A 12728-nucleotide genomic window follows, 5' to 3' on the forward strand; every position below is an offset into this window, starting at 1 on the left:
GTGCCGGAGCGCCCCGGGAAGACCGGCCGCAAGGCGGAGTCCGGCACGGGGGACGGGCGGAAGGCGGCGCCGCGCGCCCGGCGGCCGTACGTGCCGCCGCGCGGCTGGTACGGGGTCGGCGGCGGGCGCGTCGGCTACCTGGACCCGCCCACCATGTGGCGGGCGACCACCGTGCAGGCGTGCGGGATGTGGCCGTTCACGGCCGGGTCCGGTTCGCCGATGACCGGGGTGCCGCTGGGCCAGCACCTGTACACCGGGGCCACGGTCTGCGGGGACCCGCTGAACTGGTTCACCCGTGCCCGCTACATCTCCAACCCGTCGCTGTTCATGCTGGGGATGCCGGGTCTGGGCAAGTCGACGCTGGTCAACCGGATGCTGATCGGACTGGCCGCGACCGGTGTCGTGCCGCTGGTCCTCGGCGACCTCAAACCGGACTACGCCGACACCGTACGGGCGCTGGGCGGCCAGGTGATCTCCATCGGGCGGGGCCGGGGCGGCATCAACGTGCTCGACCCGGGCGCCATGGGCGCGGCGGCGGACCAGATCGGCGGCGAGGCGGGCGAGGTGCTGAAGGCCGAGACGCACGGCCGGGTGCTGAACATGGTGGCCGCCCTCGTCACCATCGTGCGCGGGCGGCCAATGGACGACCACGAGCAGTCCGTGCTGTCGGCCGTCCTGCACCACCTGCGCGAGCGCACCCCGTCCGGGCGGGCGCCGCTCCTGCCCGATCTGCTGCGGGTGCTCACCGAGGGGCCCGACCGGGTGCGCGCGGTCACCCTCGACCGCGGCTCCGACACCCGGTACCGGGACGCGGTGGACCCGCTGCACCGTTCGCTGCTGGGCATCCTCGACGGGCCCCTCGGCGACACCTTCGCCTCCCCCACGTCGACCAGGATCGACCCGCACGCGCCCGCCGTGTGCATCGACATCTCCGGCATCGGTGAGGCGGACACGCAGCTCACCGCGGCGGCGATGCTGGCCGCCTGGTCCGACGGGCTCGGCACGGTGGCCGCCTCGCACGCGCTGGCGGACGCGGGACTGATGCCCCGGCGCTGGTTCTTCACCGTCCTCGACGAGCTGTGGCGTCCGCTGCGCGCGGCCTCCGGCATCGTCGACCGCATCGACGCGCTCACCCGGCTCAACCGGTCCCTGGGCCTCGGTGACGCGAAGATCACCCACACCCTGAAGGACGCCGAGGCGCTGGGCACCGACTCCGACCGGGCCAAGGCCCGCGGTTTCGTCGAGCGGGCCGGGATGGTGGTCTGCGCCGGGCTGCCGAAGACCGAGATGGAGGAGCTGGGCAAGGTGGTGGGCCTGTCCCGGCGCGAGATCGACCTCGTCTCGTCGTGGTCGTCGCCGCCGGGCTGGGGCGTCGCCGGCGAGCACGAGGAGCCGCCCGGCCGGGGGCGTTTCCTCATCAAGGTCGGCGGGCGGCCCGGTATCCCCATCAAGGTCGCCATCACCGACGCGGAGCGCCGCCTGCACGACACCAACACCCGCTGGACGCCGAACGAGGAGCCCGTCGAGCAGGCGGTCCGGCGGGTCACCGAGCGGGTGCGGCGGGCCGCCGAGGCGGGCACGCCGCCGGTCCCCGCCGACGGCCGTCCGGGCCCCGGCGGCCCCGGCGTTCCCGGCGTTCCCGGCGACCCCGCGGGGCTCGGCGGGGCGGGCGGGCCGGGGAGGTGGACGGCGTGAGCGGGCGCGGTCCCGGCGGCGGCGACCACCACCCCCTGCTCTCCTGGGCCATCGTGGGCATCGCCGCCGCCGTCCTCGTCGTCTTCACCCTCGCCTGGGCCGGCGGCACCCTCGGCGCCTGGGTCGCCGGACACGGCTGGGACGCCCCGCCGTTCGCCCTGTCCACCCTCGGCGACCTGGTCTCCTCGGGGGCCTCGGGCCCGTGGCCGGGCGTGCCGGCGGCGGCCGTGTACGGGGGGATGCTGGCCCTCCTCGCCCTGCCGGCGCTGCCCGGCGCCCTCACCGTACGGGTCCTGCTGGAGCGGGCCGGCCGGCAGAAGGGCCTCGCCGGACGCGGCGACCTGGCCGCGATGTGCCCCAAGGGGATCGCGGCCCGCGCCCGCGAACTGCGCCCCTCACTCGAAGGACGCGACCGGCTGCACGCCGACGAGACCGGCAACCTCCTCGGCGACCTCATGCCCAACGGGCCCGAGCTGCGCAGCAGTCACGAGGACGTGGAGCTGGACCTGATGGCGCCCCGGGCCGGCAAGTCCACCGGGATCGCCGTGCCCCGGGTGCTGCGCGCCCAGGGCGCGGTGCTGCTCACCTCCAACAAGTCCGACGTGTACGCGGTGACCCGCGCCGAGCGGGAGAAGGCCGGCACGGTGTGGACGTTCGACCCGCAGGGCATCGCCCACTCCCCGCGCGCCATGTGGTGGAACCTGCTCGGCGAGTGCCACACCACCGAGGGCGCCCGGCGGCTCGCGGGCCACTTCGTGGCCTCCGTCAACGACGACAGCGCGAAGAAGGACTTCTGGATCTCCGCCGCGCAGAACACCCTCACCGCCCTGTTCCTGGCCGCCGCCCGCGGCGGCGCCCCGGTGCGGGAGTTGCTGGGCTGGCTCGCCGACCCGGCCGACCGCACCCCGGTCGACCTGCTGCGCGACGCCGGACTCGTGGCCATGGCCGAGCAGTTGCAGGGCACCGTGCGCGGTGCGGTGGAGACCCGCGACGGCATCTACGAGACGGCCCGGCAGACCGTCTCCTGCCTCCTCGACCCGGAGATCCTCGCCTGGGTGACGCCCGACCCCCGGCTGCCCGAGTTCCGCCCGGAACGGCACGTGCTCGGCCACGACACGCTCTACCTGCTGTCCAAGGACGGCGGCGGCTCGGCGGCCGGGGTCATCGCGGGACTCGCCGACGCGACGATGCGGGCGGGGGTGGTCGCCGCCGAGCGGATGGGCGGCCGGCTCGACCCGCCGCTGACCGCGGTCCTCGACGAGGCGGCCAACGTGTGCCGCATCTCCGATCTGCCCGACCTGTACTCGCACTTCGGCTCCCGGGGCATCAACGTCGTGACCCTGCTCCAGAGTTACCGGCAGGGGGCGCGGGTGTGGGGCGAGATCGGGATGGACGCGCTGTGGAGCGCGGCCACCGTCAAACTCCTCGGCGCGGGCCTGGACGACGCCGACTTCGTGCAGAAGATCTCCACTCTGGTCGGCCAGTACGACGTGCGCACGCCGACGGTCTCGCGCGGCAAGGAGGGCACGTCCCGCTCGTACTCCTACCGGCAGGAGTCCGTGCTGCCGCCCGACCGCATCCGCGCCCTGCCCAAGGGCACCGCGCTGCTGCTGGCCACGGGCGTGCGGCCGGCGCTGATCCGGCTGCGCCCCTGGTACAAGGAGCCGGGCGCGGGCGCCATCTCGGCGGCGGCGAAGGCGGAGACCGCGGCCATCACGGAGCGGGCCGCGGCGCGGCTTCCGGGCGGTCTGGGCCTGGAGCAGGCCGGCCGGGACGCCGCGCCCGCGTGAGCGCGCGCAGCAGCCACTCGGCGGGTCCGTACCGGACGTGGGGCGCGAGGCGGGCGCTCACGGCGAGCTGGGCCGCGTACAGCGCGAGGCAGCCGAGCAGGAGGGCGGCGCTGCCGACCCGGCCGTACCGGGCGAGTCCGGGGCCGGTGAAGACCCAGGCGAGGACCAGCGACTGGGTGAGGTAGTGGGTGAGCGACAGGCGCCCGGCGGCGGCCAGGACCCGGCCCGCCGCCGGGCCCACCGCGTCCAGCAGCAGGAGCAGCCCGCAGGCGTACGCGGCGGCGAGGGCCGGCCCGGTGAGCACCGACACGGCCCGCCCGGCCAGGAACCACCGGCCGTCCAGCGGTCCGGCGGTGCAGCACGCGGAGAACGCCCCGCCGGCCAGGCCGACCGGCAGCCACCGCACGACGACCCGCCGCTGCCACTGCCGGTCCCGGCCGCGCCGCTCGGCCAGGGACCACTTCGCGGCGGCGAGCCCCGCCAGGAACCCGGCCAGCTTGTGCGGCGCGTACAGCAGGGCCGTGGCGAACGCCGCCGCCGGCCCCGGCGGGCCCCCGGCCGGAGCAGGCGTGGGGGCGGTGGCCGGGTCGGTGAGGGCGACGGTGAGCAGCCCGTAGGCGAGCAGCAGCGCCGCGAGCCCGGCGAGGAGCCCGGCCGCCAGGCGCAGCGCGGCCCGCGGGGAGAGCCCGCGCAGCCCGTACAGCACCAGCGCCAGCACGGCGTACGTGGTGAGGATGTCCCCGGGGTACAGCAGCACCGCGTGGACGAGCCCGATGCCGAACAGGCCGAGGACGCGCCGCAGATGACGCGGGGCGAAGGGGACGCCCGCCTGCCGGGCGGAGCGCCGCTGGAGGGCGAAGCCGTAGCCGAACAGGAAGGAGAAGAGGAACGAGAACTTGCCGGCGACCAGCGCCGTCAGCAGCCAGGCCACGACCCGGTCCGCGAGCGGCGCCCCGGGGCCGCCGCCGGTGAGCGGGTACGGGCCCGCCATCAGCTCCGCGTTGACCAGCAGGATGCCGAAGAGGGCGAAACCGCGCAGGACATCCGGTTCCCGCAGCCGCCGGACGCCGCGCTCCGGCAGCGCGCCCGCGCTCACCACGCCACCAGGACCCCGGCGGCGAACGACGGCGCCGCGCCGAGGAACCAGCCGAACGACCACGCCGGCAGATGGCCGGGGCGCCACAGCCGGGACACGGTGGGCCGCTCACGCCGGCAGAGAACCGGCACGCTCCCGCCGGCCGGGGGCAGCCCGTACAGCGGCCCGAACCGGCCCGGATCGAGGGCCCGTTCACGGCGTCGGTGGTCCCGGACGCGGGCCGGCCCGCCAGGGTGCGGGTCGGCCGGCGCGCAGTGGGTGCCGACGCCCGTGACCCGCACCCCCCGTACCCGCGGGCCGAGCGGGGTCAGCGCCGCCCCGACCGCCGCCGGCAGGCAGCCGGTGCCGAGACCGAGGCACGGCGCGAGCAGCACCACCTCACTGGACATACCGCTCCTTCGCCGGCCGGCGGAGACCCGCGGCGCCGGGTGCCGGCCGCCTCCACCGCCACAACGGGGGCCGCCCCGGGCCCGGTTCATCCCCACCCCTCTTGAACCGCGCGTGTCACGGCCCCCGTTGTGTGGATGCCCCGCCCCCACAGCCCCTGTGGGCACACGAACCCCCTGCGGGGCACACGAGAGGAGCCCCGGCCCCGATGACACGGACCCCGCGCGCACCCGGCAGGCGGACGGCCGCGGCCGTCGCCCTGGTCTGCGCGCTGACGGCGACGGTCCAGGCGCCCGCACGGGCCGACCCGGAGCCCACCACCCTGACCGGGATACGGGAGCGCGTCGAGCGCCTGTACCACGACGCCGAGGCCGCCACCGACCAGTACAACCTGGCCGGCGAGAAGGTCACCGCCAAGGAGAGACGCGTCCGCGAACTCGACGCCGAGGTGGCCGCCGCCGAGGCCCGGCTCGCCCGCCTCACCACGCAGGCCGGGGCGGCGGCCCGCGCCCAGTACCGGGGCGGCGGACTCCCCGCCGAGGTGCAGTTTGTCCTCTCCGGCGACCCCGAACGCGCCCTGGACACCGCCGCCGTGGCCCGCCAGGCCCAGCAGTCCACCCGGCGCGTGCTGACCGCGCTGGCCGAGACCCGCGGGGAGCTGGAGGAGCGCCGGGCGTCCGCCGCCGCCGAACTGCGCACACTGCGCTCCGAGCGCGAGAAGAAGGCCGCCCACCGCGCGACCGTCGAGAAGCGCATCGCCGCCGCCGAGGCGATCGAGGCCCGCCTCGCGGAGGACCAGCGCCGCAGGCTGGCCGCGCTGGAGAAGGAGCGGGCCGACGCCTCCCAGGAGGAGTGGGAGCGCACCGGCGTCCTCGACCGCGCCCCCGCCGCCACCTCCGACGCCGGGCGCGAGGCCGTCGCGTACGCCACCCGCCAGCTCGGCAAGCCCTACGTGTGGGGTGCGGTCGGCCCCGGCTCCTTCGACTGCTCGGGGCTCACCTCGAAGGCGTGGCTGGCCGCGGGCGTGCCCATCCCGCGCACCTCGCAGGAGCAGTGGCGGCTGCTGCCGCGCGTCCCGGTGGAGGACATGCGCCCCGGCGACCTGATCATCTACTACGCCGGTGCCACCCACGTCGGCCTCTACATCGGCGACGGAAAGATCATCCACGCCCCGCGCCCCGGCCGTTGGGTGACCGAGGCGCCGGCGGGCTCGATGGAGATCCTGGGGGTGGTCCGGCCGGACGCGGGGTGAGCGGGCCGGGGGTCACCTGGACAGGGCGGACGCGGGGTGAGCGGGCCCGGGGTCACCTGGACGGGCCGCCCGGCGACCTGGCGGGCCCCGCGACCACGGGCCGGGTGGGTGCGGCGGTGTCGCGCGGGGCCGCCGACGGTTCGCGGGGTCCGCGGGTCTCGCCGGCGGACCTCAGTCCCTCCCGGCTGAGCAGGGCGTGCGGGACCTCGGGGCTCACGGGGACCGGCGGGCCGGAGGGGGCGAGGGATTCGGCGGGGGTCAGGGGGCTGGGCGGGGTGGGCGGGGTGGGGCGGGTGAGGTCGGTGGTGGGGGTGCCGGTGGGGGTGTTCCCGGGGGTGGTGGCCGGGTCGATTCGGGACGGGTCCGATGGCTCGGGCGGGGCCGCCATGAAGGCCAGGGCGTCGTAGGACTGGGTGCCGTCCACCGGGTCCAGCCGGGAGCCCTCGGGGAGCGCGTCCACGCGCAGCCGCTCCGACAGCACCGGGTCGGGGGTCATCGCCGCCCACCGGGCCAGGGACTCCGGCGGGGAGGAGGCGAGGAGGTCCGCCCGCTCCTGCCCAAACGACGGAGGCTCCGGGGTCCGGTGCCGCTGCCCCTGCTCTGTCGACGTGGCTTCCGCCGACCGCCGTTCGGCTACCGGTGCGGTGGTCGCGGGAGTGTCGTGCCGGGCCTCCCGAGCCTCGCGGACGAAGCGGGCGCCGAGGGGCGCGGGCCGCGCCGCCTGCCGCGCCGCCTCCTCCCGGGCGCTGTCCCGCAGGGCCTTGCGGGTGTGCGCGTTGGCGACGTACTCGGCGACGAGCGGCATGCTCTCCGGGGACCGCTCGAACCGTCTCCGCCACGTCCCGGACGACACCACCAGCTTCATCAAGGCGTCCTCGAACGCCTCGTGTTCGCGGTGGGACGCACGCCGCCTGCCGTCGATCTCGGACCGCAGCCGGGTCAGTTCCCCGGGCTCCCGGCCACCGTTGTGCGGAACGGCGCCGGCCTGCCCGTACCCGCCCTGCCCGTACCCGGGTTGTCCTCCCGCGCCTTGCCCGTACCCGCCCTGCCCGTACGGTTCTCCCCCGTCGCCTCCGGCGTCGAAGGGGGCCGGGCCGCCCCGGTCGTAGCCGCGCCGGGACCGGCCGGTGAGGTCGCGCCAGGCGTTCCGCAGGGCCCGCCACAGGCGCTCCCCGGCGTCCGGTCCCCGCGCGCCGCGGCGGCTGCCCGCGCTCAGCTCCCACTCGGCCCGGAGCAGGTCCCGGGCGAGTCCGGCCGCGCTCCGCCGCCTGGTCAGCCGGTTCGGTTCTCGGGGAACGGGTCGGCTGTCGGCCATGGTCGCCCTCTCTCCTCGGGTGGCTCTCCGGGCCGGACCTTCCGGGTCTCCGGCACGGGACACGACGGGCGCCCCCGGCGAACGGTTCAACGCGACGGGGGTTCTCCCGCCGCCGCGTCCGGGGACGGTGAACCATCCGCCGCGCGCATCCGTCGTGCCTGCGCAAGCGAAACCCGATCGTCCACGACGCGCACGCCCGACAGGGGAGACACCTTTCTATGCGCAGACGCACATCGATTCTGCTGGCGCTGCTCCTGGTCGTCGTCGGTGTGACCGGCACCGCCTGGGGCATCCAGGCCCACCGGTCCGGCGGCGAGACCCTCGACGGCGCCCCGGCCGGCGGCACCGCCGACCACACGCTGACCTTCCGGAACGAGACCGGCGCCACCCTCTGGATCGGCAGCACCGTCAACGCCGACGGCTCGGCCGCGCTCACCGGCCTGCCGGTGCTGGAGCCGGGCCAGGCCGCCACCATCGCCGTCCCCGAGCACGAGGGTGCCGGGCACTGGCGGGGCACGTTCTTCGCCCGCCAGGGCTGCTCGGGCGAGGAGGGCTCCACCTTCCACTGCGAGGTCGGCGACTGCGGACCGTACGCCGACCACTGCACCACCGGCGAACAGCCCACCGGGCTCGCCGAGTTCAACTTCGACCCGGCCGACCCGCTGGCGCCCTGGTACGACGTCAGCTACGTCAACGCCGTCGCCGCGGCCGTGACCATCACGCCGGACGGCGTCGACGCCCCCGACGGCGGCGAGTGCGCCCCGATGGGCTGCGTCGAGGACCTGCTCTCCGGCTGCCCGCCCGACAACCTCGTCAAGGGCGCGAACGACCAACCGCTCGTCTGCGTCAACCCGGACCGGGACGCCAAGACGCCCTACAGCGACGCCATCAACCAGAAGTGCCCGACGGCGTACGCCTGGTCGAAGCAGGACGCCGAGCCGGGCAACCAGGTCATGCGGCAGTGCGCGCGCTGCCAGGGCATGACGGTCGCCTTCCACGGCACCGGCACCGGCGGCGCCGCCGGGCAGCAGCCGGCCGCCGAGCCCACCGCGACCCCGCGGACCGAGGCCCCCCGGGACCCCGTCTCCGCCCCGGCCCGCAAGGGCGTCAGCCTCAACCCGGTCGACGGCGCCGCCCAGGCCCTGGCCGACTCCCGCGCCTCCTGGTACTACAACTGGACCTCCTCCACGGGCCCGGTCACCCGGCCGGAGGGCGTCGACTACGTCCCGATGATCTGGGGCCCCGGCTCGGTCACCGACGCCGAACTGGGCGCCGCCGCGGCGGAGGGCAGGGAACTCCTCGGCTTCAACGAACCCGACATGGCCGGCCAGGCCGACATGAGCCCCGAACAGGCCCTCGACCTGTGGCCCCGGCTGGAGGCCACCGGCCTGCGGCTCGGCGCACCGGCCGTCGCCTTCGGCGGCGACGTCGAGGGCGGCTGGCTGGACCGCTTCATGAAGGGGGCCGAACAGCGCGGCCTGCGCGTCGACTTCATCCCCCTGCACTGGTACGGGGGCGACTTCGGGCCCGACGCGCCGAACCAGCTCCGCCGCTACCTGGAGGCGGTCCACGAGCGCTACCGGAAGCCCATCTGGCTCACCGAGTACGCGCTCACCGACTTCTCCCAGGCCACCCCGCGCTACCCCAGCCCGCGGGAGCAGACCGACTTCGTGACGTCCTCGACGCGGATGCTCGACAGCCTGGACTTCGTGGAGCGCTACGCCTGGTTCACGCTCTCCACGCGGACCAGCCCGACCGGCCTGTACGACGGGGCGACCGCGAACGCCTCCGGTCAGGCATACCGGGACGCGGGCCGGGCGCGGGATTGAACCGCTCCCGGTCCGCGTCCGTTGTGCGGGTGCCACCTCGCCGTGACCCGACCGGGGCCACGGCGAGGCCGTGACCGGGGGGAGGCGCATGTCACGCCGTCCGCCGTGCGGGGCCTTCGCCTGCGCCGGGGTCCGGAACGCCGGTGTCCCGAACGCTGGTGTCCCGTACGGCGTCATCCCGTACGACGGCTTCGGGTCCGGGGGCGTCCCGTACGGCGTCGTCCCGTACGGCGTCGTCCCGTACGGCGTCGTCCAGGCGGCGGAGCTTGACCCGGACCTCCTCGGCGTCCGGGTGGTCGAACTCGGCCAGGATCGCCAGGGCTTGGGACCAACTGGACCGCGCGGACTCCGTGTCGCCCACCGACAGCCGGACGTCGCCGAGGTGGCCGAGGGTGTGGCCCTCGCCCCAGCGGTTGCCGATGTCCCGGTGCACCGCGAGCGCCTGCTCGTAGTGGGCGACCGCCTCCTCGGGGTGGCCCAGCCGGTGGTGGACGGTGCCGAGGATGTCGAGGGCGACGCCCTCCACCCAGCGGTTGCCACCGGCACGCAGCACCTTCAGCGCCTGCTCCAGGCAGTCGATGGCCTCGTCGAACCGGCCGAGCCGCTGGTAGGCGTCGCCCAGGTTGCTGAGGGAGATCCCCTCGCCCCACGTGCTGCCGAGCGCCCGGTCCACCGCCAGTCCCCGGCGGCTGTACTCGACGGCCTTCTCCAGCCGGCCGGCCTGGAGGTAGGCGTCCCCCAGGTTGCCGACGGCGCGGAGCCGGCCCTCGGCGTCCCCGAGGTCGCGGAAGGCGACCATGGCCTGGAGGTAGTGGTCGATGGCCTCGTCGTGGCGGCCCAGGTTGCGCAGCGCGGCCCCGGTGTCCAGCAGGGCGTGGGCCTCCCCGTCGCGGTCGCCGGCGGCGCGGGCCGCGCCCAGTCCGGCCTTGCCGGTGTCCAGCCAGTCGAGCGAGTGGCTGCGCAGGTAGAAGAAGCCCCACAGGGCGGCCGGGAGCCGCCAGGCGATGCCCGACAGGCCGGAGGCGGCGGCCCGGTGCACGGCCGCCACCAGGTTCGGCCGTTCCGTCTCGCACCACTCCAGGGCCTCGTCGTGCCCGGTGAACTCCAGGGGCGTGAAGCCGGGCGGCGCCGGTTCCAGCGGGACCCGGCCGCGGCGCGGGGCGAGGTGCGCGTAGGCGGCGTCGGCGGTGTGCAGGTACCAGGAGAGCAGCCGCTCGACGGCACGGTCGCGCTCCGCGGGGGCCTCCTCGGCCGCGACGCGTTCGGCGGCGTAGACGCGCAGCAGGTCGTGGAGGGTGTAGCGGCCGGGATAGCGCTCGGTCAGCAGGTGCGCGCGGGCGAGTTCCGCGAGCGACCCGCGGGCCTGCCGCAGCGGCAGCCCGGCGAGCCCGGCCGCGGCGGGCGCCGAGACGTCCGGCCCCGGGAGCAGCCCCAGCAGCCGGAACATGCGGGCGGCGGGCGCGGACAGCGCCTTGTACGACCAGGAGAAGACGGCCCGCACGTCGGTGGTGAGGTCGTCGCCGTCGGCGAAGGCGTCGAGGCTGCCGTGGCTGTCGCGGACCTCCTCGGCGATGGCGCTCAGCGGGAAGCCGGGGTGCGCGGCGGCGTGGGCGGCGACGATGGCCAGGGCCAGCGGCAGCCGGGCGCACCGGGCGACGATCTCGTCGGCGGCCCGGGGTTCGGCCGCGAGCCGGTCGCCGCCGAGGCGCCGGGCCAGCAGGTCGTGTGCCTCGGCGGCGGTCAACTGGTCGAGGGTGATGGGGAAGGCGCCCTCCCCGGCGACCAGGCCGGCGAGCTGGTTGCGGCTGGTGACGACGACGAGGGAGCCGGGCGATCCGGGCAGCAACGGGCGGACCTGGTCGGCGTCGCGGGCGTTGTCGAGGAGGATCAGCATCCTGCGCCGGGCGAGCAGCGAACGGTAGAGCGCGACCTGCGCGTCGAGGCTGGCGGGGATGCGGGCCGGGGGGACACCGAGCGCGTCGAGGAAGATGCGGACCGCTTCCTCGGGGGTCACGACCGTGCCGGTCGGGTCGAAACCACGCAGGTTGATGCAGAGCTGTCCGTCGGGGAACCGGTGGGCGATCCGGTGGGCCCAGTGCACGGCCAGGGTGGTCTTGCCGATGCCGGCCATACCGCCGATCGCGTTGATCACCACGGTCTCGGGCGGGCTGCCGTCGGCGGGCAGGAGGGCTTCGACGCGGCCGAGTTCGGCTTGGCGTCCCACGAACGTCGGCAGGTCGGCGGGGAGTTGGGCGGGACGCGCAGCCTGGCCGGCGACGGGGGCGTCCACGGCGTCCATGGCGTCCACGGCGGGCGGGGTGGACGAGGTGGGCGGGGTGGCTGGAGTGGGGGCTTGTGTGGTGGGGGTGGCTTGTGGGGCGGGGGTGGTTTCTGTGGTGGGGTGCGGGGACGGGTCGGCGGGCGTGGCGGCGGGCGGTGGGGCGGGCTCGGGCGACCGGAGCGAGGCCGGTGTCGGCGGCGCGGGGCGCGGAGGCGGCGGGGCGGGGACCAGGGAGGCGTCGGCCGCCAGGATGCGGTCGTGCAGGTCCCGCAGGGCGACGCCGGGTTCGATGCCCAGCTCGGCGACAAGTTCGGCGCGGGTGCTGCGGTACGCGGCCAGCGCCTCCGCCTGCCGGCCCGCCCGGTACAGGGCCAGCATGAGCAGCCGGCACAGGTCCTCGCGCAGTGGGTGACGGGCGTTGAGGGAGATCAGCTCGGCGATCGCCTCGCCGTGCCGGCCCAGTTCGACGTCGTTGTCCAGCCGGGTCTCCAGAGCCGCCAGCCGCTCCTCCTCCAGCCGGTCGCGCTCCGACTCGGCGAGCGGTCCGGGCAGTCCGGCCAGCGCCGTCCCGCGCCACTCGGCCAGCGCCGCGTGCAGCAGGTCGGCGGCCCCGGCGGCGTCACCGGCGGCGCGCAGCTTCTTCGCCCGCCCGGTCCGCCGCTCGAACAGGGACAGGTCGAGCGCTTCCTCCCTGACCCGCATCAGGTAGCCGCCGCCGACGGAGACCAGGACCCGCGGGGGCGCGTCCGGCTCTCTGTCCGGCTCCAGCACCTTGCGCAGCCGCGACGCGTAGGTCCGTACGACGGACACGGCGGCGGCCGGTGGTTCCTCCCCCCAGACGGCGGCGACGAGTTCGCCGACCGTGACGGGGTGCCCGCGCCGCAGGAGCAGAGCGGCCAGGACGGCACGCTGCTGGGGCGAGCCTAAATCCAGTTCCTCTTCACCACGCCATGCCCGCATCGGTCCCAGCACGGCGAAACGCAGGGAATTCGCATAGACGTTCACACCGCGGACTGTACTGGCCCAACACCCCCGAACAGCGGCGTTACCCGAAGGTTCACCTCCACACGCCGTTTCCCCAAC

General features: G+C 76.0%; 8 protein-coding genes. 4 read left to right on the plus strand and 4 right to left on the minus strand.

Annotation, left to right across the window (positions count from 1 at the left end; all coding sequences use genetic code 11):
- Positions 1-90: 90 nt before the first annotated feature.
- Both J5Y05_RS13485 and J5Y05_RS13490 read left to right on the plus strand, forming a co-directional pair.
- The gene (locus J5Y05_RS13485) at positions 91-1695 is read left to right on the plus strand and encodes a putative type IV secretion/conjugal transfer ATPase (RefSeq protein WP_372450492.1); all 1605 of its coding nucleotides are present in this window, start codon (positions 91-93) and stop codon (positions 1693-1695) included.
- Positions 1692-3485, plus strand: coding sequence for a type IV secretory system conjugative DNA transfer family protein (locus J5Y05_RS13490; RefSeq protein WP_210871968.1), 1794 nt, complete (start codon positions 1692-1694; stop codon positions 3483-3485). Before J5Y05_RS13485 ends, J5Y05_RS13490 begins: the two co-directional genes overlap by 4 nt.
- Here J5Y05_RS13490 and J5Y05_RS13495 read toward each other — a convergent pair.
- Positions 3409-4581, minus strand: a complete 1173-nt coding sequence (locus tag J5Y05_RS13495) for a DUF418 domain-containing protein (protein ID WP_307853894.1) — start codon at positions 4579-4581, stop codon at positions 3409-3411. The two genes, J5Y05_RS13490 and J5Y05_RS13495, sit on opposite strands and share 77 nt — an antisense overlap.
- Positions 4578-4970 carry a hypothetical protein gene (locus J5Y05_RS13500; RefSeq protein WP_210871970.1) on the minus strand — a complete coding sequence of 131 codons (393 nt, stop codon included), beginning with the start codon at positions 4968-4970 and terminating at the stop codon, positions 4578-4580. The genes J5Y05_RS13495 and J5Y05_RS13500 overlap by 4 nt, the downstream gene beginning before the upstream one ends.
- Before the next feature lie 206 nt (positions 4971-5176).
- On the opposite strand from J5Y05_RS13500, the gene J5Y05_RS13505 reads away from it, so the two are divergent.
- Positions 5177-6220, plus strand: a complete 1044-nt coding sequence (locus J5Y05_RS13505; protein ID WP_210871972.1) for a C40 family peptidase — start codon at positions 5177-5179, stop codon at positions 6218-6220.
- A gap of 52 nt (positions 6221-6272) precedes the next feature.
- Here the strand turns inward: J5Y05_RS13505 and J5Y05_RS13510 are convergent, their stop codons facing one another.
- The gene (locus tag J5Y05_RS13510; RefSeq protein WP_210871973.1) at positions 6273-7535 is read right to left on the minus strand and encodes a hypothetical protein; all 1263 of its coding nucleotides are present in this window, start codon (positions 7533-7535) and stop codon (positions 6273-6275) included.
- A 218-nt stretch (positions 7536-7753) separates the two neighbouring features.
- Between J5Y05_RS13510 and J5Y05_RS13515 the strand changes: the two genes are divergently transcribed.
- Entirely contained in the window at positions 7754-9364 is a 1611-nt protein-coding gene (locus tag J5Y05_RS13515) for a glycosyl hydrolase (protein WP_210871975.1), read from the plus strand.
- Positions 9365-9455: 91 nt separating this feature from the next.
- Here the strand turns inward: J5Y05_RS13515 and J5Y05_RS13520 are convergent, their stop codons facing one another.
- Positions 9456-12650 (minus strand): AfsR/SARP family transcriptional regulator, encoded by a 3195-nt coding sequence (locus tag J5Y05_RS13520; protein WP_307853896.1) that lies wholly within the window; start codon positions 12648-12650, stop codon positions 9456-9458.
- Between the last annotated feature and the right edge of the window lie 78 nt (positions 12651-12728).

This window comes from Streptomyces tagetis (assembly GCF_018069565.1).
Taxonomy (GTDB): Bacteria; Actinomycetota; Actinomycetes; order Streptomycetales; family Streptomycetaceae; genus Streptomyces; species Streptomyces tagetis.